The sequence below is a fragment of the Bradyrhizobium mercantei genome (assembly GCF_001982635.1).
GTDB classification, from domain to species: Bacteria; Pseudomonadota; Alphaproteobacteria; order Rhizobiales; family Xanthobacteraceae; genus Bradyrhizobium; species Bradyrhizobium mercantei.
In genome coordinates this window covers 829,645-850,749 of sequence record NZ_MKFI01000002.1, presented here as the reverse complement: position 1 = coordinate 850,749, position 21,105 = coordinate 829,645, and the positions used below count along the sequence as shown (strand labels likewise).

General features: G+C 65.4%; 22 protein-coding genes. 7 read left to right on the top strand and 15 right to left on the bottom strand.

Features of this window, described 5'->3' with window-relative positions:
- Positions 1–84: 84 nt before the first annotated feature.
- The gene (gene der / locus BI327_RS11530; protein WP_076860348.1) at positions 85–1,467 is read left to right on the top strand and encodes a ribosome biogenesis GTPase Der; all 1,383 of its coding nucleotides are present in this window, start codon (positions 85–87) and stop codon (positions 1,465–1,467) included.
- On the top strand, positions 1,464–2,711 hold the full coding sequence (locus BI327_RS11525) for a TCR/Tet family MFS transporter (RefSeq protein ID WP_076860347.1): 1,248 nt from the start codon (positions 1,464–1,466) through the stop codon (positions 2,709–2,711). The genes der and BI327_RS11525 overlap by 4 nt, the downstream gene beginning before the upstream one ends.
- A gap of 91 nt (positions 2,712–2,802) precedes the next feature.
- On the opposite strand, the gene BI327_RS11520 is transcribed toward BI327_RS11525, so the two are convergent.
- Positions 2,803–3,195 carry a YybH family protein gene (locus BI327_RS11520; protein WP_076860346.1) on the bottom strand — a complete coding sequence of 131 codons (393 nt, stop codon included), beginning with the start codon at positions 3,193–3,195 and terminating at the stop codon, positions 2,803–2,805.
- A gap of 199 nt (positions 3,196–3,394) precedes the next feature.
- Between BI327_RS11520 and BI327_RS11515 the strand changes: the two genes are divergently transcribed.
- The 4 genes from BI327_RS11515 (at position 3,395) to BI327_RS11500 (ending at position 6,192) form a co-directional block, all read left to right on the top strand.
- Positions 3,395–3,691, top strand: coding sequence for a hypothetical protein (locus tag BI327_RS11515; protein ID WP_159450435.1), 297 nt, complete (start codon positions 3,395–3,397; stop codon positions 3,689–3,691).
- Positions 3,692–3,850: 159 nt separating this feature from the next.
- Entirely contained in the window at positions 3,851–4,522 is a 672-nt protein-coding gene (locus BI327_RS11510; RefSeq protein WP_076860344.1) for a TetR/AcrR family transcriptional regulator, read from the top strand.
- A gap of 391 nt (positions 4,523–4,913) precedes the next feature.
- Positions 4,914–5,576 carry a DUF3313 domain-containing protein gene (locus tag BI327_RS11505; protein ID WP_076860343.1) on the top strand — a complete coding sequence of 221 codons (663 nt, stop codon included), beginning with the start codon at positions 4,914–4,916 and terminating at the stop codon, positions 5,574–5,576.
- A gap of 49 nt (positions 5,577–5,625) precedes the next feature.
- Positions 5,626–6,192 carry a DUF2147 domain-containing protein gene (locus BI327_RS11500; RefSeq protein WP_076860342.1) on the top strand — a complete coding sequence of 189 codons (567 nt, stop codon included), beginning with the start codon at positions 5,626–5,628 and terminating at the stop codon, positions 6,190–6,192.
- 102 nt (positions 6,193–6,294) lie between these two features.
- On the opposite strand, the gene BI327_RS11495 is transcribed toward BI327_RS11500, so the two are convergent.
- From BI327_RS11495 to BI327_RS43525, 13 genes are all read right to left on the bottom strand, one after another.
- A complete protein-coding gene (locus tag BI327_RS11495; protein ID WP_076860341.1) occupies positions 6,295–7,521 on the bottom strand; it encodes an ABC transporter substrate-binding protein in 1,227 nt (408 codons plus the stop codon).
- Between the two features lie 150 nt (positions 7,522–7,671).
- Positions 7,672–8,733: a hypothetical protein gene (locus BI327_RS11490; protein WP_394329853.1), complete on the bottom strand. Its 1,062-nt coding sequence runs from the start codon at positions 8,731–8,733 to the stop codon at positions 7,672–7,674.
- A 256-nt stretch (positions 8,734–8,989) separates the two neighbouring features.
- A complete protein-coding gene (locus BI327_RS11485; RefSeq protein ID WP_076860339.1) occupies positions 8,990–9,730 on the bottom strand; it encodes an SDR family NAD(P)-dependent oxidoreductase in 741 nt (246 codons plus the stop codon).
- Between the two features lie 88 nt (positions 9,731–9,818).
- Positions 9,819–9,950, bottom strand: a complete 132-nt coding sequence (locus BI327_RS43530) for a hypothetical protein (protein ID WP_283807777.1) — start codon at positions 9,948–9,950, stop codon at positions 9,819–9,821.
- An 18-nt stretch (positions 9,951–9,968) separates the two neighbouring features.
- A complete protein-coding gene (locus tag BI327_RS42675) occupies positions 9,969–10,115 on the bottom strand; it encodes a hypothetical protein (protein WP_167386863.1) in 147 nt (48 codons plus the stop codon).
- 16 nt (positions 10,116–10,131) lie between these two features.
- Positions 10,132–11,682 carry an amidophosphoribosyltransferase gene (gene purF, locus BI327_RS11480; RefSeq protein WP_394329846.1) on the bottom strand — a complete coding sequence of 517 codons (1,551 nt, stop codon included), beginning with the start codon at positions 11,680–11,682 and terminating at the stop codon, positions 10,132–10,134.
- 25 nt (positions 11,683–11,707) lie between these two features.
- Positions 11,708–12,343 carry a CvpA family protein gene (locus BI327_RS11475; protein ID WP_076860338.1) on the bottom strand — a complete coding sequence of 212 codons (636 nt, stop codon included), beginning with the start codon at positions 12,341–12,343 and terminating at the stop codon, positions 11,708–11,710.
- A 188-nt stretch (positions 12,344–12,531) separates the two neighbouring features.
- Positions 12,532–14,013, bottom strand: coding sequence for a DNA repair protein RadA (gene radA / locus BI327_RS11470; RefSeq protein WP_076860337.1), 1,482 nt, complete (start codon positions 14,011–14,013; stop codon positions 12,532–12,534).
- Positions 14,014–14,103: 90 nt separating this feature from the next.
- On the bottom strand, positions 14,104–14,829 hold the full coding sequence (locus tag BI327_RS11465; RefSeq protein ID WP_076860755.1) for a sulfite exporter TauE/SafE family protein: 726 nt from the start codon (positions 14,827–14,829) through the stop codon (positions 14,104–14,106).
- A 416-nt stretch (positions 14,830–15,245) separates the two neighbouring features.
- Positions 15,246–16,016 (bottom strand): exodeoxyribonuclease III, encoded by a 771-nt coding sequence (locus BI327_RS11460; RefSeq protein WP_076860336.1) that lies wholly within the window; start codon positions 16,014–16,016, stop codon positions 15,246–15,248.
- A 30-nt stretch (positions 16,017–16,046) separates the two neighbouring features.
- Complete coding sequence (alr, locus tag BI327_RS11455; RefSeq protein ID WP_076860335.1) at positions 16,047–17,351, bottom strand: alanine racemase; 1,305 nt, start codon at positions 17,349–17,351, stop codon at positions 16,047–16,049.
- Positions 17,352–17,399: 48 nt separating this feature from the next.
- Positions 17,400–18,902, bottom strand: coding sequence for a replicative DNA helicase (locus BI327_RS11450; RefSeq protein ID WP_076860334.1), 1,503 nt, complete (start codon positions 18,900–18,902; stop codon positions 17,400–17,402).
- 292 nt (positions 18,903–19,194) lie between these two features.
- The gene (locus BI327_RS43525; protein WP_283807776.1) at positions 19,195–19,317 is read right to left on the bottom strand and encodes a hypothetical protein; all 123 of its coding nucleotides are present in this window, start codon (positions 19,315–19,317) and stop codon (positions 19,195–19,197) included.
- 133 nt (positions 19,318–19,450) lie between these two features.
- Here BI327_RS43525 and BI327_RS41590 point away from each other — a divergent pair, with 133 nt between their 5' ends.
- Positions 19,451–19,672 carry a hypothetical protein gene (locus BI327_RS41590; protein ID WP_143271581.1) on the top strand — a complete coding sequence of 74 codons (222 nt, stop codon included), beginning with the start codon at positions 19,451–19,453 and terminating at the stop codon, positions 19,670–19,672.
- 20 nt (positions 19,673–19,692) lie between these two features.
- Here BI327_RS41590 and BI327_RS11445 read toward each other — a convergent pair whose 3' ends face one another.
- Positions 19,693–20,946 (bottom strand): SAM-dependent methyltransferase, encoded by a 1,254-nt coding sequence (locus tag BI327_RS11445; protein ID WP_076860333.1) that lies wholly within the window; start codon positions 20,944–20,946, stop codon positions 19,693–19,695.
- Positions 20,947–21,105: the final 159 nt, after the last annotated feature.

The following is a 21,105-nucleotide window of genomic DNA, read 5'->3' as shown; positions in this document are numbered from 1 at the left end:
GACGGTTCAACCCAATCTCATCGCGCGTTAGGCTCCTGCTTCAATTCATTGACGCGCGCCATCGCGCCGGCGCCTGGATGATCCATGTCTTTCACCATTGCCATCATCGGCCGGCCCAATGTCGGAAAGTCGACGCTGTTCAACCGGCTGGTCGGCCAGAAGCTCGCGCTGGTCGACGACGAGCCAGGCGTGACGCGTGACCGTCGCGAGGGCCAGGCCCGGCTCTACGATCTCGACTTCACTATCATCGATACCGCGGGGCTCGACGAGGGCGCCAAGGGTTCGCTGACGGCGCGGATGCAGGAGCAGACCGAAACCGCGATCGAGCTCGCCGACGCCCTGATGTTCGTGATCGACGCCCGCGTTGGCCTGACCCCGACCGACCGCGCCTTCGCCGACTTCGCCCGCAAGGCCAACAAGCCGGTGGTGCTGGTCGCCAACAAGGCCGAGGGCAAGCACGGCGAGATCGGGGCGATGGAATCCTACGCGCTCGGGCTCGGCGATCCCGTGCAGATCTCGGCCGAGCATGGCGAGGGCATGGGTGACCTCCACGAGGCGCTGAGCGCGCTGGTGCCCGAGACGCCGGAGGAGGACGACGAGGTCGAGGACGACGAGGACATCTCGGAGGAGGACGCCGCGCAGCGCCCGATCCGGGTTGCGATCGTCGGCCGGCCCAACGCCGGCAAGTCGACGCTGATCAATCACCTGCTCGGCGAGGAGCGGCTGTTGACCAGCCCGGAGGCCGGCACGACGCGCGATTCCATCGCGGTCGAGATCACCTGGCAGGGCCGCCAGTTCCGGGTGTTCGACACCGCCGGTCTGCGCCGCCGCTCGCGGATCGAGGAGAAGCTGGAGAAGCTCTCGGTCGCGGATGCGCTGCGCGCGGTGCGCTTCGCCGAGGTCGTCGTGATGATGATGGACGCGCAGAACAAGTTCGAGGAGCAGGACCTGCGCATCGCCGACCTGATCGAGCGCGAGGGCCGCGCGATCGTGCTCGCGGTCAACAAATGGGACCTCGTCGAGCGCAAGCCGAACCAGATCTCGCAACTGCGCACCGATGCCGACCACTGGCTGCCGCAGGTCAAGGGCGCACCGATCGTTGCCGTCTCCGGCCTGATGGGCGAGGGCATCGACCGCCTGATGACGGCGATCCAGGAGGCCTATGCGGTCTGGAACCGGCGCCTGCCGACCTCGGCGCTCAATCGCTGGTTCGAGCAGGCGATCCAGGCCAACCCGCCGCCGGCCGTGTCGGGCCGCCGGCTGAAGCTGAACTACATCACGCAGGTGAAGGCGCGCCCGCCGAGCTTCGTGCTGTTCTGCTCGCGCGCCGATGCGATCCCGCGATCCTATCTGCGCTACCTCATCAACTCGCTGCGCGAGACCTTCGACCTGCCGGGTACGCCGATTCGTATTACGCTAAGGGAAAAGGCCAACCCGTTCGCCCACAAGCGCAAGCGGCCGTCATGAGCGGCGAGGCGGCGAGTGATACGGTTGCCGCAGCCCCGGCGCGCAGCGGCGCGGTGGTCTTCATCTTCATCACTCTGCTCCTCGACATGCTGGCGCTCGGGATCATCGTTCCGATCCTGCCCAAGCTGATCGAGGGCTTCGTCAGCAACGACACCGCAAGCGCGGCGCGCATCTTCGGTGTGTTCGGCTCGATCTGGGCGTTGATGCAGTTCGTCTGCTCGCCGATTCTTGGCGCGCTGTCGGATCGCTTCGGCCGCCGGCCGGTGGTGCTGCTGTCGAATTTCGGCCTTGCCGCCGACTATGTGCTGATGGCGCTGGCGCCGAACCTGATCTGGCTGTTCATCGGGCGGGCGATCTCGGGCATCACCTCGTCGAGCATCTCGACCGTGTTCGCCTATATCGCCGACGTCACGGCGCCGGAGCAGCGCGCCGCGATGTTCGGCAAGATCGGCGTTGCCTTCGGCGCGGGCTTCATCATGGGACCGGCGCTCGGCGGCCTGCTCGGCGAGATCGATCCGCGGCTGCCGTTCTGGGCGGCGGCAGGCCTGAGCTTCGTCAACGGGCTCTATGGCCTGTTCATCCTGCCGGAATCGCTGCCGGTCGAGCGGCGAGCGCCGTTCAAGTGGAAGAGCGCCAATCCGATCGGCGCGCTGCATTTCCTGCGCGCGAACCCGACGCTCGCCGGGCTGTCGCTGGCGACGTTCTTCGGCCAGCTCGCGCATGTCGTGCTGCCGTCGGTGTTCGTGCTCTACGCCACCTATCGCTACGGCTGGGACACCGGCACGGTCGGCGCGACGCTGGCGCTGGTCGGGCTCTGCGGCATGATCGTGCAGGGCGCGGCGATCGGCCCGATCGTGCAGCGCCTCGGCGAACGCAACGCGCTGTTCCTCGGCCTCGTCTGCGGTGCCTTGGGCTTCGTGATCTTCGGCGCGGCGCCGACTGGCCAGCTGTTCTGGATCGGCATTCCCGTGATGGCGCTGTGGGGCATTTCCGGCGCGGCGACACAGGCACTGACGACGCAGCTCGTCGCCGCCGACCAGCAGGGCCAGTTGCAGGGCGCGACATCGAGCGTGCAGAGCATGTCGGAATTGATCGGCCCGTTCCTGTTCACGCTGACCTTTGCATATTTCATCGGCGACGGCGCGCCGCTCAAGCTGCCCGGCGCGCCGTTCTATCTGGCGGGCGCACTGCTGCTTCTCGCGCTCGCGATCGCCGCGCGTGCGACGGCGCAGAAGACAGCGTAGCTTCGCAGGGTGGGTCAGCCGAAGGCGTAACCCACCATTGTCTTCGCGGTGAGGAAGTCGGTGGGTTGCGGCTTCGCACCCACCCTACATTCTAGTCCGTCGCTGGCACCGAATGGTGCTCATGCGTGATCCGCCATTTGCCGTCGATCTTGCGCAGTCCGGTCGTCAGCCTGAACTGGAACCTGCCGTCGGGCGGGCCGCATCGCATCACCATGACCGCGAAGGCGACATCGTCGCCGGCCGTGATCGCGATCTCCTCGATGTTGAAGGCGTGGGAGGGGCGGTAACACGTGTAGAACAGATCCCACGTCTTCCGGTACTCATCCAGTCCGCGTGATTGCAACGGCGGGGGAACGTCGAACATCACGATGTCCTGATCGTGATGGGCGAGAATGGCGGGATAGTCCTGCCTGCGGACGGCGTCCGCCCAGGCGTCGATGAGTGCCCTGATTTCGGTTTCCGCCGTCTGTTTGTGCTGTGTCATCGCTGTCGTGCTCCGAGTGCCTGGTTGATCGATGCTTCGAGGACGAACGCGACGGCGCCGATCCGACATGCGTCCGGGCCGGCCGCGTGAAGGAGAACTGCGCCATTTTGGCTATTTACAAACCATCCGGTTGGTTTGTATAAGGCATGAGATGAACCTGCGCGCGCCCGCTTCCGGGCGCGGCTCGGCCAGGAGGAGCATGGTGAACGACGAGGCGATCGACGCTTGCGATGAACTGACCCGCTTCAGCGACGCACAGGCGGCGCTGCTGACGTCGCGCGGCCTCGTCTATCTGACCGACCTGAAGCTCGACGGCAACAGGCACGGCACGATCGTCGCCGCCAGCTACGCCGACGCGCAATCGGTCGCCCGCCGGCGTGGCCGCGGTGAAAAGGTGATCGGCCGCGTGGCTCACGGCTTCCTTCACGGCCTGCGCCGTCGCCTGCTGCAAAGGGTTCGCGGCACCGATGGCTGGTGCGCGCGGGCGATCGGATAGTTCGATGATGATGTCGTCGAACTGATGCGCCACCCCGAGCCGACACCGGCTCTCGGAGAACGTCGTTCGCGCTGCCAGGCAGGCTCTGATGCAGCGCTTGAGATTGACTGATGCCGCTGAGATACTGCGCTCTCACGCGACTCCTTTTTGAGTAATCCCATGGACAATCCTTCCCGCTCGGAACGCTCCCGCAACGCCGCGCTCGAGGCTGCGACCACCATCCTGACGCGCGATGGTCCGGGACGCCTGACGCTGGATGCGATCGCGCGCGAGAGCGGGCTCAGCAAGGGCGGCGTGATGCATCAGTTCCGCACCAAGGAAGCGGTGCTGCGTGCCTTGCTCGAGCAGCAGATGGCGTATTTCGAGGAGTTCTCGAATCGCTACATCGCAAGGGCGCGCGAGACCACGGATCAGCCCGAGCTGGCGGCGCAGATCGCCACGCTCAGGGAGGCGATCTCGACGCCGCGGTCGGGGGCCTTCGCACTGCTGGCGGCGATGAACGAGAATCCCGAATTGATGGCGATGCCGCGCGATGTCGACATCGAGAAGGTCGCGCGCATGAAGGCCGAAGCGCGCGATCCGGATCTCGCGCTGCTGCGCTGGGCGGCGGCGAGGGGACTGCTGCTGAGCTCGCTGTTCGGCCTGTCGTCGCTGACCGATGCCGAGCGCGATCGGCTGTTCGAGCGGTTGCTCGACGACAGCAAGTGGACTGCGCTGGAGCAGGGCGCGGCGGCAAAGCCAGCCAAGACGGCGGCGGGAGCACGCGCGGCATCGCCGCAGCCTGCCGGCACGCGGGCCGCAAAGCCGGTCGCGGCGCGCAAGCGCGGCTGAATGTCGGGCGTCGCCTGAAAACACAACGCCGCCCAAGCGGAATATGGGTCGCTCGGCGGCGTTGGATCGGCACCGGGCCCCTGAAATCCCCCGGCGAACTTTGCGGTAGCACAGGAGATGTCGCAGGTTTGTGACAGCGCACGACCGCCATTCGAAGCGGTCTCATCAATTTCAGGGCCGTTTCGGCCGGGCGCATTTTTCTGACGCGTTCCTGCGATTGCAACTTTACAAACCGCCTGGTCGGTTTTATAGATGTGTGCACTGAGGCAAGGTCTGGCGGCGCGCTCACAGCGAGCCAGATCGGCAGTGACGGCCGCAGCCGTAACTTTAGCCCCGGACGCGGCTGCGGCCGAGCTGCTCTTCCGCTTCAGGATCGGATGAGGAGATTGGAATGGAGAGCTCGATCGCCGCGCGCGGTCTGGGAGCGATGGCGCTTTGCGTCCTCGCGGGAGGATGTGCCGCCGTCACGCCGGTGGCCTATTCGGACGTGGCCTCGTCGGCCTACATGACGCCTGACACGTCGGATTCCTCGGGGCGGGTGCCGTATCGCTACGCCCCGCCGGTCGACTGGCGGACCTACAACAAGGTGATCCTCGAACCGGTCGTGATCTATCGCGGCGCGGATCATCAGTTCGGCGAGATGTCCGAGAAGGACAAGGAGACGCTCGCCGCGTACATGCAGACCCGCTTCGCCGACAAATTGCGCGGCCGCTTCACGCTGGTGAATACGCGCGGGCCGAACACGTTTCGTGTGCGGCTGACGCTGACCGGCGCGGTCGCCAACACGCCGGTGCTCGGCACGCTGTCGCGCTTCGATATGGCCGGCGCGATCTATAACGGCGTGCAGGCCGCGCGTGACGGCGAGGGCACCATGACGGGCTCGGTGATCTATGCCGTCGAGATGTTCGACAGCGCGACCGCGCGGCTGCTCGGCGCTTACGTCAGCAAGCAATATCCCAACGCCTACGACATCAAGGCCAGCGTCGGCGATCTCGCCGCGGCCACCGCCGGCATCGACAAGGGTGCCGACGCCTTCATGGCGCAACTGAAGTGAGGCGCCTCGCGCGTCCGCAAATCATCCCGACAACGAAAGGTCTCGGACAATGAACTTTCTGGTTCGCATGTTTCTGCGCAGCCTCGTCGCCGCCTTGCTGATGAGCTCGACCGGCCGCGCCGAGACGATCGCACCTGCCGATCCCAGCGGCACCTGGCAGACCGAGGACGGGCGCGCACGCATCCGCCTCGAGCGCTGCGGCACCGCGCGCGACCGCATCTGCGGCTTCATCGTGTGGATGAAGGATCCGCTCGATCCGCACGGCCAGCCGTTTCGCGACAGCTTTAACCCCGATCCCGACAAGCGAACGCGCGCGCTGCTCGGCCATCAGCTGATCCTGGGATTGAAGCTGTCACCCGAGGGCCGCTTCGACGGCGACATCTACAATGCCGAGGACGGCAGGTCCTATTCGGTCTCGCTGTGGCGCGACAAGTCCGACCGGCTGAAGCTCAAGGGATGTCTCATGAGGTTCCTGTGCCAGACCCAGACCTGGGCGCAGACGCTGGACGTCCAGCCCGGACAGCTCGTCGGTTTGACCGGCGACGTCGGCGGCCCGCGCGCCGACCGGGAATGGGCCTCGTTGCCGCCGCCGGCGCGGAAGGCGGCGGCGAAGTGATGTAAGAGCGTAGAGTGGGTTAGCGAAGCGTAACCCACCATCTTCTCCGCGGCACGAAGTCGGTGGGTTACGCCTTCGGCTAACCCACCCTACAGACTTCGCTTACTTCTTCACCAGCGGACAATCGCTGGCCTCGAGCGGCTTGGCGGCGTCTTCCGGCGAGATGGTGGCGATCAGCTTGTAATAGTCCCACGGATATTTCGACTCTTCCGGCTTCTTCACCTCGAACAGATAGGCCGGGATGATGCGGCGGCCGTCGATCCGCAGCGGGCCCTTGCCGAACAGCGGATCGTCGGTCGGGATCTCCTTCATCTTGGCCACGACCTTGGCGCCGTCATGCGGATTGCCGCCCATGGCGTCGAGCGCCTTCAGGTAATGCAGCACGCCGGCATAGACACCGGCGACCGTCATCGACGGCATCGAGCCCTTCGGCGAGACCTTCTGGAAGCGCTTCGACCAGGCCCGGGTCTGGTCGTTCATGTCCCAGTAGAACGACTCGGTGAAGGTGAGGCCCTGGGCGATCTTCAGGCCCAGCGCGTGCACGTCGTTGACGAACAAGAGCAGCGCCGCGAGCTTCTGTCCGCCTGCGGTGATGCCGAATTCGGACGCCTGCTTGATTGCGTTGGTGGTGTCGCCGCCGGCATTGGCGAGCCCGATGATCTTGGCCTTGGAGGCCTGCGCCTGTAGCAGGAACGAGGAGAAGTCAGCGGTGTTGAGCGGATGCTTGACGCCGCCGAGCACCTTGCCGCCGTTCGCCGTGACCACCGCCGCGGTGTCGCGCTCCAGCGCATGGCCGAAGGCGTAATCGGCGGTGAGGAAGAACCAGCTGTCGCCGCCGGCCTTGGTCAGCGCCTTGCCGGTGCCGTTGGCGAGCATGTAGGTGTCGAAGGTATAGGAGATCGTGTTGGCGTTGCAGGCCTTGCCGGTGAGATCGGCGGTCGCCGCACCCGAATTGAGCACGATCGAGTTCTTCTCCTTGGCGAGGTTGCTCACCGCCAGCGCGACGCCGGAGTTCGGCGTGTCGGTGATGATGTCGACCTTCTCGTTGTCGATCCAGTTGCGCGCGATGTTGACGCCGACGTCGGGCTTGTTCTGGTGATCGCCGCTGACCACCTCGATCTTCCAGCCCTTGGCACGCAGGCCGGAATCTTCCACCGCCATGTTGGCCGCGGCCACCGAGTTCGGCCCGCCGATGTCGGCATAGAGGCCCGACATGTCGTTCAGCACGCCGATCTTGACGTTCTTGTCTTGGGCAAAGGCAGGGGTAGCGAGGCCGAGTGCAGCGCAAGCGAGAAGCACGGCGTGGCGCCGTGCGAGCGTCGTCGTCATGAGACATTCCCTCCACTGTGATTTTTCCGGACGGCCCTCTTGCGGAGCCTTGTGCCGGTCGTTCGGGTTCCCGCTTACCCTGTCCGGGGGCAAGCGGCAATCCGTATAAAGCCGAATGAACCGCGTCGAAGCGTCATCCCGCGGTCATCCTTACTTCAGCGCGTCCGAGGTCAGCTTGAACTTCTGGATCCGCTTGCCCTCGACCTCGCCGGTGTAGACGTTGCCCTTCTGGTCGACCGCCATCACATGCAGCAGCGAAAACTGTCCGGCATTGCGGCCGCTATGGCCGAAGCTGCCGACCACAGAGCCGTCGTCGCGCTTGATGACGCGGATCTCGTTGTTGGCACCATCGGCGTTGAGCAGATAGCTCTGCTTCGGATCGGGCCACAGCGCGAGATCGAACACCGCGCCGTCGCCGCGGGTGTTCTTCTCGTAGAACCATTCCCTGACGAAGGTGCCGTTCTTCTGGAACACCTGGATGCGGTCCTGGCTGCGGTCGCAGACATAGACCAGCCCGTCATTGGCGATCTTGATGCAATGCACGGGATTGCCGAACTGCTCTTGCACCGCGGCGCTTGGATCATAGGGCGGCTGCTTGTCGTCGGTGGGCAGCTTGCCATAGCCGCCCCAGTGCCGCTTGTAGGCCAGCGTGGTGGCGTCGAACACGATGACGCGGCGGTTGCCATAGCCGTCGGCGATGTAGAGCTCGTTGGCATCCTTGTCGATCGCCATCTCGGCGGGGCGGCCGAGCTGCGTGGTGTCGTTGCTGTTGGTGCGGGCTGCGATCTTGCCGATCTGGCCGAGATACTTGCCGTCGAGCGAGAACTTCAGGATCGCGCTGTCGTCATCGGCGTTGCCGCCGATCCAGACGAAGCCGCGCTCGTCGACCTCGATGCCGTGCTCGCGGCCGACCCATTGATAGCCGTCGCCGGGGCCGCCCCAGGCGCGCAGCAGATTGCCGTCGGCGTCGAATTCGAGCACCGGCGGCGCCGCCACGCAGCATTTCGCGCGCGGCGGGGTGAGGCTCGCCGCCTTCTCGCCGTCGGTCAGCGAGCGCGGGCGGTGGACCACCCAGATGTGCCCCTGCCAGTCGACGGTGATGCCGCCGACCTGGCCGATGATCCAGTTGTTGGGAAGCTGCTTCGGCCATGACGCATCGACCGCGAAGGTCGGAACGTCGCCGGCGTGCGCCGGTGCTGGCGCAGCGAGCATGGCTGATGAGGTGATGCAGGCGGAGAGAAACAATCCGGACAGAATGGAGCGCGCGCGATTGAACGTCGGCGTCATGATGCCTCCCGAGAGTTTTCTTGGCGGCCGTGCCGCTGGGGAGGGCAGTCAATCGCGGGGCGGGGGACGAGTCAACGGGTACCGCTGTCATTGCGAGGAGCGACAGCGACGAAGCAATCCATGCGTCCGCACATGCCGAAAGATGGATTGCTTCGCTTCGCTCGCAATGACGGGGAAAGACCTACACCGGCGGCTGGAAACTCCGCAGCGTGCGCGCCTTGTAGTCGTAGAGCCTGCCGGTCTCGGTCCAGCCAGGCGAACACATCGGCACGATGAATTCGGCGGCCATGTCGGGCGTATCCAGCGTCATCGGATCTTCGCCGGGAAACACCTGCGCGCGCATCCGGGTGCGGATCGGGCCGGGGCTGAACAAATTGACGCGCAGCGCGGTGTTGGCGGTCTCGTTGGCCCAGGAGCGCACCAGCGCCTCCAGCGCGGCCTTCGAGGCCGCATAGGGGCCGAGATAGGCGTTGGCCTTGTGCGCCACGCCCGACGTCACGAACACCGCGCGGCCGGCGTCGGACTGGCGAAGCAGCGGGTCCATGCAGCGGATCAGCTGGAAGTTGGCGGTGACGTTGATCGCCATCACGTCGTTCCACGGCTTCAGCTCGATATGGCCGAGCGGTGACGACGGACCGGCCGTGCCGGCATTGCCGACGAGGATGTCGAGCTTGCCGTGACGCTCATGCAGTGCGAGCCCGAGCCGCGCGATGCCGTCGTAATCGGTGAGCGAGAGCGGCACCAGCGTGGCGCTGCCGCCGTCGTTGCGGATCTCGTCGTCGAGCTCTTCCAGCCCACCCTGGGTTCGCGCCACCGCCACGACATGCGCGCCGGCTTTTGCCAGAGCTATGGCGGTCGCATAGCCGATGCCGCGCGAGGCGCCGGTCACGAGGGCAATCCGGGAGGCGAGGGGTTTTGTCATGGCTGTCCGTCCGTGTCTGGCGGCGGGTATTACAGACAGAAAAGGCCGGGACAAGCCCGGCCATGACGAATTCGCTGCTGTCGCGACCCTAGCCGGTCATGTTGTCGCCGTTGCTGGCGTTGCCCGAGCTGTCGGGGGTCACTTTGAAACCTTGCCGGAAGGCGAACCCGATGAAGCCGAGCAGAAGCACGCCGCAGAAAATGCCGATGATCAGCTGCATCGTTGCTCTCTGCCTCAGCTAGGTATCGCCGCCACCGTCGCCATAGTTGGTCTGCCCGCTTCGATCGGGGCGATCATCCGGGCTGATCTTCATGCCCTGACGAAACGCAAACACGATAAAGCCGATCAGCAGCACACCACCGACGATGGGGATGGCTGCCTGCATCGTTGCGGGCTCCGCCTCAGCTCGCCTCCGCCAGCAGAGAGAGCTGGCGCGGCGCGGGCTCGGTTTCGCTCTGGTCGGTGAGGTGGGTCGGATAGGCGCCGGTGAAGCAATGATCGGCGAATCTCGGATTGGCCGGATCGCGCCCCTCGTAGCCCATCGCGCGGTACATGCCGTCGATCGACAGGAAGGCGAGCGAGTCGGCGCCGATGATGTCGCGCATCTCCTCGAGCGAATGGGTCGCGGCCAGCAGACCGCCGCGGTCGGGCAGGTCGATGCCGTAATAATCGGGGTAGAGGATCGGCGGCGAGGCGAGCCGGAAGTGCACCTCGCGGGCGCCGGCGTCGCGCATCATGCGGACGATCTTCTTCGAGGTGGTGCCGCGCACCAGACTGTCATCGATCAGGATGATGCGCTTGCCCTCGATCGCGGCGCGATTGGCCGAATGCTTCATGCGCACGCCGAGCTCGCGCACCGTCTGGGTCGGCTGGATGAAGGTGCGGCCGACATAGTGGTTGCGGATAATGCCGAGCTCGAACGGCACGCCGGAATACTGGCTGTAGCCGACCGCGGCGGGCACGCCGGAATCCGGCACCGGCACCACGACGTCGACATCGGGATGGCTCTCGCGCGCGAGCTGGGCGCCGAACGCCTTGCGCACGTCATAGACCGAGCGGCCGCCGACGATGGAATCCGGCCGCGCGAAATAGATGTATTCGAAGATGCAGGGCCGCGCCGGCTTCGGCGGGAACGGCTTGTGGCTGTGCGCGCCCTTCTCGTCGAACACGATGATCTCGCCGGGCTCGATGTCGCGGACATATTTCGCACCGATCATGTCGAGCGCGCAGGTCTCCGAGGTCAGAATCGGATGGCCGTCGAGATCGCCGAGCACCAAGGGGCGGATGCCGAGCGGATCGCGCGCGCCGACCAGCTTCTTGTTGGTCAGCGCGACCAGCGCATAGGCGCCCTCGATGGTGCGCAGCGCCTCGATGAAGCGGTCGATGAAGCGGGTGCGCTTCGACTGCGCGACCAGATGCAGGATCACCTCGGTGTCGGTGGTCGACTGCATCATGGCGCCGCCCTTGACCAGCTCGCGGCGCAGGGTCAGCCCGTTGGTCAGATTGCCATTGTGGCCGACCGCAAAGCCGCCGGCGCTGAGCTCGGCGAACAGCGGCTGCACGTTGCGCAGGATGGTGCCGCCGGTCGTGGAATAGCGGACATGGCCGACCGCGGCATTGCCGGGCAGGCGCTCGATCACCTCGCGGCGGGAAAAGGCGTCGCCGACCAGGCCAAGGCGGCGTTCACTGTGGAAGCGACTGCCGTCGAACGAGACGATGCCTGCGGCTTCCTGGCCGCGATGCTGGAGCGCGTGCAGGCCGAGCGCGGTGATCGCGGCGGCCTCGGAGTGGCCGAAGATGCCGAACACGCCGCATTCCTCACGGAGCGTGTCGCCATCGAGGTCGGGGTGGTATCTGAGAGGGTCGTTTTTTGGGTCGTCTTGCAGTTCGATCGGGCCGAGGTCGAGATCCATTTGGTCACTATGATCCGAAGGGGTCTGCATCTCGTTCATCGCCTCTCGTAAGGGCCCAAATAGTTTATCGGCCCGCGGGTTTCTCGATCAGCTTTTTCAAGCTGTCACGCGCAGGTTTGCTATAGCCATCACCCGACGCCGGCGTCGCCTGATCGTTGGTATCGGCCGCAGAATCGTCGTCTGGCTTATTCTTCTTGAACTTCTTTAAGATGGTGTTCTCGGGGTCGTCAGGCAAGAGCGACATCAGCCAATCCCCGGTTCCCTGCAGCACCACGCGGGACTTCGCCCCGGTCACCCAGTCGGGCCGCTGCTTGTCGGGAACCAGCCAGGTGAAGAACATGAACGCCACGACCACGATCAAGAGGCCGCGGGCGAGGCCGAACAGGAAGCCGAGGGTGCGGTCGAGCGCGCCGATCCGGGAATCCAGGATCATGTCCGAGATCCGCACCGTGACGATCGAGACCACGATCAGCGTGCCGATGAAGACGCCGGCGACCACGACCACGGCGGCGACCGTGTCGTTGTTGAAGTAGGTCTTGGCGGTCGGCAGCAGCTTCGAGAATGCGTAGAGCGTGACCAAGGCGGCGGCGCCCCAGGCCGCGATCGACAGGATCTCGCGCATGAAGCCGCGCACCATGGCAAGCAGGCCCGAGATCAGCATCACGCCGAGCAGGACGAGATCGAGTATTGTTACGGGCATCGGCTGGTCAGGTCCGCTGGTACGTTTCGGTACGCTGTTAAGGGCTTACGCTGTGAAGAGCTCTCGCGAATCGGCAAAGTCGGTGCCGTCCTAACTGAGGCGCATTGGGGGCATCCGGCAAGGCCGGAGCGCCACCTGTCCCGCGCGCCGGATGTATAGCGGCGAGGGGCTGTGACGTCACGCCCGCTTTAGGTGGTCTCGCGACGGAATCGGGCCGGTGTGGCATTTTTCCCAGCCTTATCAGCGCCTCCGGAGCTGTCTTGGTCGTCCCGAGGCGCAGCCCGACCGCCGCGGGGCGTTCCGCGCGCGGCGATTTCGGCGACCAGCGTGGTCAGATTGCCGACGCTGTTAAGCGAGAGCCCCATATCGCCACCCGGTTCGCCGCGGGCCGATTCGGGCAGGATGGCGCGGCCGAAGCCGAGCTTGAGGGCTTCCTTCAGCCGGGCCGGGGTCTGCGCCACCGGCCGGATCGCGCCCGACAGCGAAATCTCGCCGAAATAGACCGCATCCGTCGGCAACGGCGCATTCACCAGCGAGGACACCAGCGCGGCGGCGGCGGCAAGGTCCGCGGCCGGTTCCTGGATGCGCAGGCCACCGGCGACATTGAGATAGACGTCATGTCCGGACAATTTGACGCCGCAATGCGCCTCGAGCACCGCCAGCACCATCGACAGCCGGCTCGGATCCCAACCGACCACGGCGCGGCGCGGCGTGCCGAGCGAGGTCGGCGCCACCAGCGCCTGCAACTCGACCAGCACCGGGCGCGTGCCCTCGATGCCGGCGAACACGGCCGTGCCGGGGCTGCCGAGCTCGCGCTCCGAGAGGAACAATTCCGAGGGGTTGGTGACCTCGCTCAGGCCGAGCCCGGTCATCTCGAACACGCCGATCTCGTCGGTCGCGCCGAACCGGTTCTTCACCGAGCGCAGGATGCGGAACTGCTGCGAGCCTTCGCCCTCGAACGACAGCACCGCATCGACCATGTGCTCGACCACGCGGGGACCGGCGATCTGGCCGTCCTTAGTGACATGGCCAACCAGGATGATCGCCGCGCCCGTCTTCTTGGCAAAGCGAATGAGCGCCTGCGCCGAGGCGCGGACCTGCGTCACCGTCCCCGGCGCCGATTCCACCGTGTCGGTCCACATGGTCTGGATCGAATCGATCACGATCAGCCGCGGCACCGCGCCTTCCGACAGGGTCGAGACGATGTCCTCGACCGAGGTCTCGGAGGCGAGCTGCACCGGCGCATCCGCAAGCCCGAGCCGCTCGGCGCGCAGCCGCACCTGGGCGACCGCCTCTTCGCCGGAGATATAGACCGCGCGGTGGCCGGCGCGCGCCATCATGGAGGTGGCTTGCGTCAGGAGCGTGGATTTGCCGATGCCGGGATCGCCGCCGACCAAGAGCACCGAGCCGCGGACGAAGCCGCCGCCGGTGACACGGTCGAGCTCGGTCATGCCCGACGACAGCCGCGGCGCGTCCTGGGTCTTGCCGGAGAGCGATTCCAGCGCAAACGTCCGCCCCTTGCGCTTGCTGCGGATCGAGACTGGCACCGAGCCCGTGGTGTCTTCCTCGGCCAGTGTGTTCCACTCGCCGCAGGAGTCGCATTTGCCCTGCCAGCGATTATACGCCGCGCCGCAGTTCTGGCAGACGAAGGAGAGGGTGGATTTGGCCATGATGGGATTGATGCAACGGTGGTTTCGAATCCGCGACATCCATTAGCACGGAAAGCGTCAGGCGTGCGCGTCACCGGCAAAAGGTTGGCCCTACGCCCCGACAGCCGACCACAACAGCGACACGCCCGCCGCCAGCATGATGCCGTCCATGATCAGGCGGAACGCCTCCGGCTTCAGTTGCAGCACGAAGCGCTTGGCGATGAAGGCTCCGGCCATCAGCGAGGCGCCGGCGATCAGGCCCTTCATTGCGATATCAGGCGTCAGCGCGCCGAAGCGCTCGAACGTCACCGACTTGCTGACATAGAGTCCGAGCGAGCTTGCCGCCTCGGTGGCGAGGAACGCACCCTTGCTGAGCCCGTAGAACAGGAACAGCGGCACGCTGAGCGGGCCGGTCGAGGCCACGATGCCGGTGAGATAGCCGATCAGCGCGCCGCCGATCATCAGGTGCCAGAGATTGGCCTTCAGCTTGTGTTTGGCGAGCCAGTGCCGCACCGGCACCATCGCGATCAGGAACACGCCGATCGCGATATCAACTGCGCGCGAGGGCAGCGCGAGCAGGGTGCGCGCGCCGAGGGCTGCGGCCGGAATGCCGGTGATCGAATAGGCGACGCAGGCACGCCAGTCGACCTCGCGCCACCAGGCCAGGATGCGCGACAGATTGGCCATCACGGCGGCGACCGCCATGATCGGTACCGCCTGCTTCGGCCCGTACTGATAGACGAGGACCGGCATCAGCATGATCGACGAGCCGGTGCCGACGATGCCGGAGATGGTACCGGCGACCAGGCCGACGATGAGGACGAAGAGAAAGCCCATCTGCGCGCTCCGCTGGCAATCGGCCATGCCACTGATTTGCCCGATGGCGCAAGCCCTCGCGTCAGCCTCGGGCAAATCATGTCGCGAGACTTAGAGGCTGCGTCCTCATCCCCATCGGTCATCGCCCGGCTTGACCGGGCGATCCAGTACGCCGCGGCCCATCGGCTCAAGCACAGCCGTCTCTGGAATACTGGATCGCCCGCATTCGCGGGCGATGACACCGCGTGTTTGGCGTCTTGAATCGAGACCCGTCCTCCTCGTCGTCCCTGCGAAAGCAGGGACCCATTACCCCGAAAGCTCATCGTTGCGCGATGCTGGGGCCGCGATCCCTTTCACAATCCAAAGCGGTGGTTATGGGTCCCGGCCTTCTCCGGGACGACAGAGTGATTGGGGTGCGAGCGCGATACCCAAATCCATCACCTCAACACGACCCATGCCGGTGCGTGGTCGCTGGCGCCGTCTTCGCCGCGGAGGTCGCGGTCGACGCCGGCTTTCAATAGCCGCGGCGCCACTTGCGGGCTGAGCAGGAGATGATCGAGCCGCAGGCCTGCATCGCGCGGCCAGCGCTGGCGCTTGTAGTCCCAGAAGGTGAACATCTGTTGATCCGGATGCAGCGTGCGGATCGCATCGCACCAGCCTTGGTCGACCAGCGCCTTGAACGCGGCGCGGCTCTTCGGCTGGATCAGCGCGTCCTTGTCCCAGGACTTCGTCGGATAGATGTCGAACGGCGTCGGCGCGACATTGTAGTCGCCGGCGAGCACCACGGGGACATCCTGCTTGAGCAGCTTGGCGGCATGCGCCCGCAGCCGCTTGAACCAGGCGAGCTTGTAATCGAATTTCGGTCCGGGCTGCGGATTGCCGTTCGGCAGATAGAGGCTGGTCACGACGATGCCGCGCACCGCGGCCTCGATGTAGCGCGCCTCGTGATCGGCGGTGTCGCCGGGCAGGGCGGTGCGGATCAAGACCGGCTCGGCCTTGCGCGCCAGGATCGCGACGCCGTTCCAGGTCTTCTGTCCCTGCCAGACCGCGCCGTAGCCGGCCTGCTCGATCGCGGCAACGGGAAACTCGGCGTCATCAGCCTTGAGCTCCTGCAAGCTGACGACATCGGGCTTCGCCGCCTTCAGCCAACGCAGCAGGTTCGGCAGCCGGCGATTGACGTTGTTGATGTTGAAGGTCGCGATCTTCATGCGCACGTGCAATCGCGACGAGGCGGTTCGTCAGGCGGACGGCAATGGCGGCGGCGCCGCGGGCTCTGCCGTCGGGAAGGCCGGAGGCGCGGCTTGCGTGGCGGCCGGCTCGCTCTTTCCGGCGGTGGCGTCGGCGCTATCGGCGACAGGAGCGCTGGCCGCTGCGACCGCGTCGCCGCCCTTGTAAATGCGCACGAAGCGGCGGCCGAGGCTGGTCAGCACCTCATAGCCGATGGTGCCGAAATGATGCGCCACCTCGTCGACCGTGATGCCTTCGCCGATCAGCGTCACCATGTGGCCGCGGCGCACGGCGTTCTTGTCGAGGTCGGTGATATCGACCGCGATCAGGTCCATCGAGACGCGGCCGGCGATCGGGCAGCGCTTGCCGGCGACCACGACCTCGGCGCCGCGGGTGCCGTCATTGGCGCTGGCGGCGCGGAAATAGCCGTCGGCATAGCCGGCGGAAACGATCGCAAGCCGGGTTGGCCGCCGCGCGGTCCAGGTGCCGCCATAGCCGACGGTCTCGCCGCGATCGATGTTGCGGATCTGGACGATGCGCGCCTTGAGGTCGACCACAGGCTGCATCGGGTTGTCGGCCTCCGGCGTCGGATTGACGCCATAGAGCGCGCAGCCCGGCCGCACCATCTCGAACTGGAATTGGGCGCCGAGGAACACGCCGGAAGAGTTTGCCAGCGACGCCGGGACGCCGGTGAACAGGCTCGCAATCTCGCGGAAGCTCGCAAGCTGTTTTGCATTCGCGGGATTGTTGAGCAATTCGGCGGAGGCGAGGTGGCTCATGACCAGCGTGATGCCGTGATCGCCGGCATTGATCCGCGGGATGATGCCCTGCGCTTCGCTGACGGTGAGGCCGAGGCGATTCATGCCGGTGTCGATATGGATGGCCGCGCCTCCGGACCAGCCGGAGCGGCGGCAGAACACGTCCCATTCGGCGAGCTCGTTGAGATCACCGATCACGGGCTTGCAGTCGATCTTGGCGTAGGCATCGCCGGTCTGCTGGAAGAAGCCACCGAGCGAATACACCGTCGCCTGCGGAACCGCCGCGCGCACCACGGCAGCCTCATCAACGGAGGCGACGAAGAAGGTCTTGCAGCCGGCTTTGGCCAGCGCGCGCGAGACCTGCTCGGCGCCGCAGCCATAGGCGTTGGCCTTGACCACGGCGGCGCATTCGGCCGGTACCGCGGTCTTCTCGAGCTTGCGCCAGTTGGCGATGATGGCGTCGAGGTCGATGGTCAGGATGCCGGTGGCGGCCGGATGGGCCGCCAGCAGATTAGCGTCGGGCGTTAGCTGCGATTTCGCGTCGGTCACGATGTTCATGGTTCAGTTGTACGCGGGCGCCTTGCAGCGTTCAACCGCGGCCACCGGTCAATAAGCGCGATCCGGAACCTGACCGTCGGGCGCGAGGTCGCCGAAGCGCGTCACGCTGGCTTCGAAGTGCAGATCGACCGTGCCGGTCGGGCCGTGGCGCTGCTTGCCGATGATGACTTCGGCCTTGCCGTGGGCGAGCCCCATTTCCATCTGCCATTTCTCGTGCTCGGGGGTGCCGGGGCGCGGCTCCTTGTTGGCGAGGTAATATTCCTCGCGATACACGAACATCACGACGTCGGCGTCCTGCTCGATCGAACCTGATTCACGCAGGTCGGACAATTGCGGCCGCTTGTCGTCGCGGTTTTCGACCTGACGCGAGAGCTGCGACAGCGCGATGATCGGAACGTTCAGCTCCTTCGCCAGCGCCTTCAGATTGGTGGTGATCTCGGTGATTTCCTGGACGCGGTTGTCGTTGCCCTTCTTGCCCGAACCCTGCAGCAGCTGGATGTAGTCGATCACGATCAGGTCGAGGCCCTTCTGGCGCTTCAGCCGCCGGGCGCGGGCGGTCAGCTGCGAGATCGAGAGACCACCGGTTTCGTCGACATAGAACGGCAGCGACTGCAGCTCGATCGAGCAGTCGCGGATCTTCTCGAAATCGAGCTCGGAGATGCCGCCGCGGCGGATCGAGCTCGAGGGGATGCCGGTGCGCTCGGCGAGAATACGGGTGGCGAGCTGTTCGCCGCTCATTTCGCAGGAGAAGAAGCCAACCGAGCCACCGTGGATCGCCTTGGTGGTGCCGTCCGGCTGGACTTCGCCCTCATAGGCCTTGGCGATGTTGTAGGCGATGTTGGTGGCAAGCGAGGTCTTGCCCATGCCGGGGCGGCCGGCGAGGATGATGAGGTCGGACGGCTGCAAGCCGCCCATGCGGGCGTCGAGGTCGCGCAGGCCGGTCGAGATGCCCGACAGCTTGCCGTCGCGCTGGAACGCCTTCGCCGCCATGTCGACGGCAATCGTCAGCGCCTGCGCGAAGCGCTGGAAGCCGCCATCGTAGCGGCCGGTTTCAGCGAGGCTGTAGAGCTGCCGTTCAGCGTCCTCGATCTGCGCGCGCGGCGCGAAATCGACCGGCGCATCGTAGGCGACGTTGACGATGTCCTCGCCGATCTGGATCAGATTGCGCCGCAGGCTCAGGTCGTAAACGGTGCGGCCGTAATCCTGCGCGTTGATGATGGTGGTCGCTTCGGCGGCGAGGCGGGCGAGGTATTGGCTGACCGTCATGCCGCCGATGTCGGTATCGGCCGGCAGGAACGTCTTCAGGGTCACGGGAGTCGCGACCTTGCCCATCCGGATCAGCGAGCTTGCGGTCTCGTAGATCGTCTGGTGCAGCGGCTCGAAGAAATGCTTCGGCTCCAGAAAGTCGGAGACGCGGTAGAACGCGTCATTGTTGACTAGAATCGCACCCAGAAGGCTCTGTTCCGCTTCGATGTTGTGCGGCGCACTCCGATAGGTCGGCGATGCGGCGTCGGGCGCGAGCTTGTGGACGTTCGAATCAATCAAGGCCATGGACGAGCTTATTCTTCTGATTTCGTCGTTACTGAGATTTTCGGATGTGGGGCGGCGATCAAGCGCCAGCCCGGCACGAAGCGAAAGGACGGATGTTTCTTATGCACGATTCACACAACACGATGTGTGAATCCGGGACGGCCGGATGCATTCCGCTTGACGGGGTTTTGCCCGCAACCGGGCGGCGGGCGGGCCGGTCAGCAATGTCGTTGGTAAAAATTCGACGCAGCCTGAACCTTTTGCCGGGCTGCTGCGCCCAACCAGGAGCGAAGTCGCTGCTGGCCTCGGCTCCTCAGATCAGGATGAGGAAGGCGAGCGCGATCAAGGCGGCCGCCACGCCGGTGGCAATCAGGGCGTAGTCGGTCGCGAGGTCGCGCTGCGGGTCCAACATCGTCTGGTGCGTTTCTCGGGTCATTCCGGACCACTACGACAGTCCGGACCAGACCTCTGTGAAGCAGATCACACCTCCGCAATTTCTTTTGCGGCAGGTTGGCGGGAACGACCCGGCGGATTCCGGGTTGTCTTCGCTCAGGGAAGATACGGCGTCGATGGCTCAGGAGTTTCAGACCGCGCGATTGGGGCTTGGCCGGGCAGGTGGCATGGACCGCCGCTGGCTGACGGCGCTTGTCGACGCGATGGAGCAGACGGCGCGTCCGGAGGTCCGGAATGTTCCCTGCGATATCAAGCTGATCTCGGCCGCGGCGGCGCATCTGGCGCGTCCGGCCCCGACCGTCGTCCATCGCGGCTCGGCCTACAGCCTGCGCAACTAGCAGCACCCGTTCCTTCAGAACTACTCGCCGGCGAGTTGCAGCCGCGGCTTGGCCGCGCCGGCCTCCTTCAGCCGCAGGCGGGCCTCTTCGCCGCCGATATAGTCACGGGTCATCGGCACGACGCCTTGGCGCTTGGTCAGTTGCAGCTGGAAGTTCATCATGTTCTGGACGCGAAACGACATCTCCGAGGCGGCCAGGTAGAACTCCCACATCCGCGCAAAGGCCTCGTCGTAGAGCCGCACCGCCTCCTCGCGCCGCGCCATGAAGCGCTCGCGCCACGCCTTCAGCGTCTCGGCGTAGTGCAGGCGCAGGATCTCCATATCGCAGATCAAGAGGCCGGCCTTCTCGATCGCCGGCATGACCTCGGAGAGCGCGGGAATGTAGCCGCCGGGGAAGATGTATTTCCGGATCCAGGGGCTCGTGACATCGGGACCGGTCGAACGGCCGATCGAGTGCAGCACCATGACACCGTCGTCGCTGAGCAGGTCAGCGCAGTGCTTGAAGAAGGTCTCATAGTAGGCGACCCCGACATGCTCGAACATGCCGACCGAGACGATGCGGTCGAACGGGCCGGGGATGTCGCGATAATCCTGCATCAGGAACCGCGCTGACTTCGTCAGGTTCCGCTCCGCTGCCCGGGCGTTGGAGATTTGCAACTGTTCAGTCGACAGCGTGACGCCGGTGACGTCGGCACCGCTCATCTCGGCAAGATAGAGCCCGAGCCCGCCCCAGCCTGAACCGATATCGAGGATGCGGTGGCCGGGCTCGATCAGGAGTTTTGCGGCGAGGTGGCGCTTCTTGGCGAGCTGGGCGTCGTCCAGCGACGTGTCCGGCGTCTCGAAATAGGCGCAGCTGTACTGCTTGTCGGCATCGAGGAAGAGGGAATAGAGACGGCCGTCGAGATCGTAATGGCGAGCGACGTTGCTTCTGGAGCGGCCGCGCACATTGATCTGTTGGGCGCGCCGTCCGAGGAACCGGACCCAGGCCTGCAGCCTGGCGAAATTCGGCAACATGGCTGCCTGCCCCATCAAGACAGCCAGCACGTCCGCGATGGTGCCTTGCTCCACCACGAACGTGCCGTCCATGAAGGCTTCGCCGAGGTAAAGTTCGGGATCGACCAGGACGCGGATTTCGGCCGCTCGGGTCATGAAGCGCGCCGCGACCGGAACGCCAGTTCCGTCACCGCAAGTGAATTGAGCGCCTCTCGCGGTCGTGAACGTGATCGAACCGCGGCGGATGAAGCGCCCCAAGAAATATCGCAACAATCGGTCCATCGAAACACCAACGGAACGGCAAGCTGCACACCGACACCACCGGAGTTGATCACTCCAATGTGTCCCCAAACCAAACATAGGCAGGGAATTGGATCGCGCTATTGCGTTGGCGTCAAAGCCGATATTCCAAAATGTGACAATTGCGTGGATGCGTCACGC

What these genes read in the sequence shown, in the direction of transcription:
- der (WP_076860348.1), top strand. Translation starts at nt 85, where the DNA reads ATGTCTTTCACCATTGCCATCATCGGCCGGCCCAATGTCGGAAAGTCG.
- BI327_RS11525 (WP_076860347.1), top strand. Translation starts at nt 1,464, where the DNA reads ATGAGCGGCGAGGCGGCGAGTGATACGGTTGCCGCAGCCCCGGCGCGC.
- BI327_RS11520 (WP_076860346.1), bottom strand. Translation starts at nt 3,195, where the DNA reads ATGACACAGCACAAACAGACGGCGGAAACCGAAATCAGGGCACTCATC.
- BI327_RS11515 (WP_159450435.1), top strand. Translation starts at nt 3,395, where the DNA reads ATGGTGAACGACGAGGCGATCGACGCTTGCGATGAACTGACCCGCTTC.
- BI327_RS11510 (WP_076860344.1), top strand. Translation starts at nt 3,851, where the DNA reads ATGGACAATCCTTCCCGCTCGGAACGCTCCCGCAACGCCGCGCTCGAG.
- BI327_RS11505 (WP_076860343.1), top strand. Translation starts at nt 4,914, where the DNA reads ATGGAGAGCTCGATCGCCGCGCGCGGTCTGGGAGCGATGGCGCTTTGC.
- BI327_RS11500 (WP_076860342.1), top strand. Translation starts at nt 5,626, where the DNA reads ATGAACTTTCTGGTTCGCATGTTTCTGCGCAGCCTCGTCGCCGCCTTG.
- BI327_RS11495 (WP_076860341.1), bottom strand. Translation starts at nt 7,521, where the DNA reads ATGACGACGACGCTCGCACGGCGCCACGCCGTGCTTCTCGCTTGCGCT.
- BI327_RS11490 (WP_394329853.1), bottom strand. Translation starts at nt 8,733, where the DNA reads ATGCTCGCTGCGCCAGCACCGGCGCACGCCGGCGACGTTCCGACCTTC.
- BI327_RS11485 (WP_076860339.1), bottom strand. Translation starts at nt 9,730, where the DNA reads ATGACAAAACCCCTCGCCTCCCGGATTGCCCTCGTGACCGGCGCCTCG.
- BI327_RS43530 (WP_283807777.1), bottom strand. Translation starts at nt 9,950, where the DNA reads ATGCAGCTGATCATCGGCATTTTCTGCGGCGTGCTTCTGCTCGGCTTC.
- BI327_RS42675 (WP_167386863.1), bottom strand. Translation starts at nt 10,115, where the DNA reads ATGCAGGCAGCCATCCCCATCGTCGGTGGTGTGCTGCTGATCGGCTTT.
- purF (WP_394329846.1), bottom strand. Translation starts at nt 11,682, where the DNA reads ATGAACGAGATGCAGACCCCTTCGGATCATAGTGACCAAATGGATCTC.
- BI327_RS11475 (WP_076860338.1), bottom strand. Translation starts at nt 12,343, where the DNA reads ATGCCCGTAACAATACTCGATCTCGTCCTGCTCGGCGTGATGCTGATC.
- radA (WP_076860337.1), bottom strand. Translation starts at nt 14,013, where the DNA reads ATGGCCAAATCCACCCTCTCCTTCGTCTGCCAGAACTGCGGCGCGGCG.
- BI327_RS11465 (WP_076860755.1), bottom strand. Translation starts at nt 14,829, where the DNA reads ATGGGCTTTCTCTTCGTCCTCATCGTCGGCCTGGTCGCCGGTACCATC.
- BI327_RS11460 (WP_076860336.1), bottom strand. Translation starts at nt 16,016, where the DNA reads ATGAAGATCGCGACCTTCAACATCAACAACGTCAATCGCCGGCTGCCG.
- alr (WP_076860335.1), bottom strand. Translation starts at nt 17,351, where the DNA reads ATGAACATCGTGACCGACGCGAAATCGCAGCTAACGCCCGACGCTAAT.
- BI327_RS11450 (WP_076860334.1), bottom strand. Translation starts at nt 18,902, where the DNA reads ATGGCCTTGATTGATTCGAACGTCCACAAGCTCGCGCCCGACGCCGCA.
- BI327_RS43525 (WP_283807776.1), bottom strand. Translation starts at nt 19,317, where the DNA reads ATGACCCGAGAAACGCACCAGACGATGTTGGACCCGCAGCGCGACCTC.
- BI327_RS41590 (WP_143271581.1), top strand. Translation starts at nt 19,451, where the DNA reads ATGGCTCAGGAGTTTCAGACCGCGCGATTGGGGCTTGGCCGGGCAGGT.
- BI327_RS11445 (WP_076860333.1), bottom strand. Translation starts at nt 20,946, where the DNA reads ATGGACCGATTGTTGCGATATTTCTTGGGGCGCTTCATCCGCCGCGGT.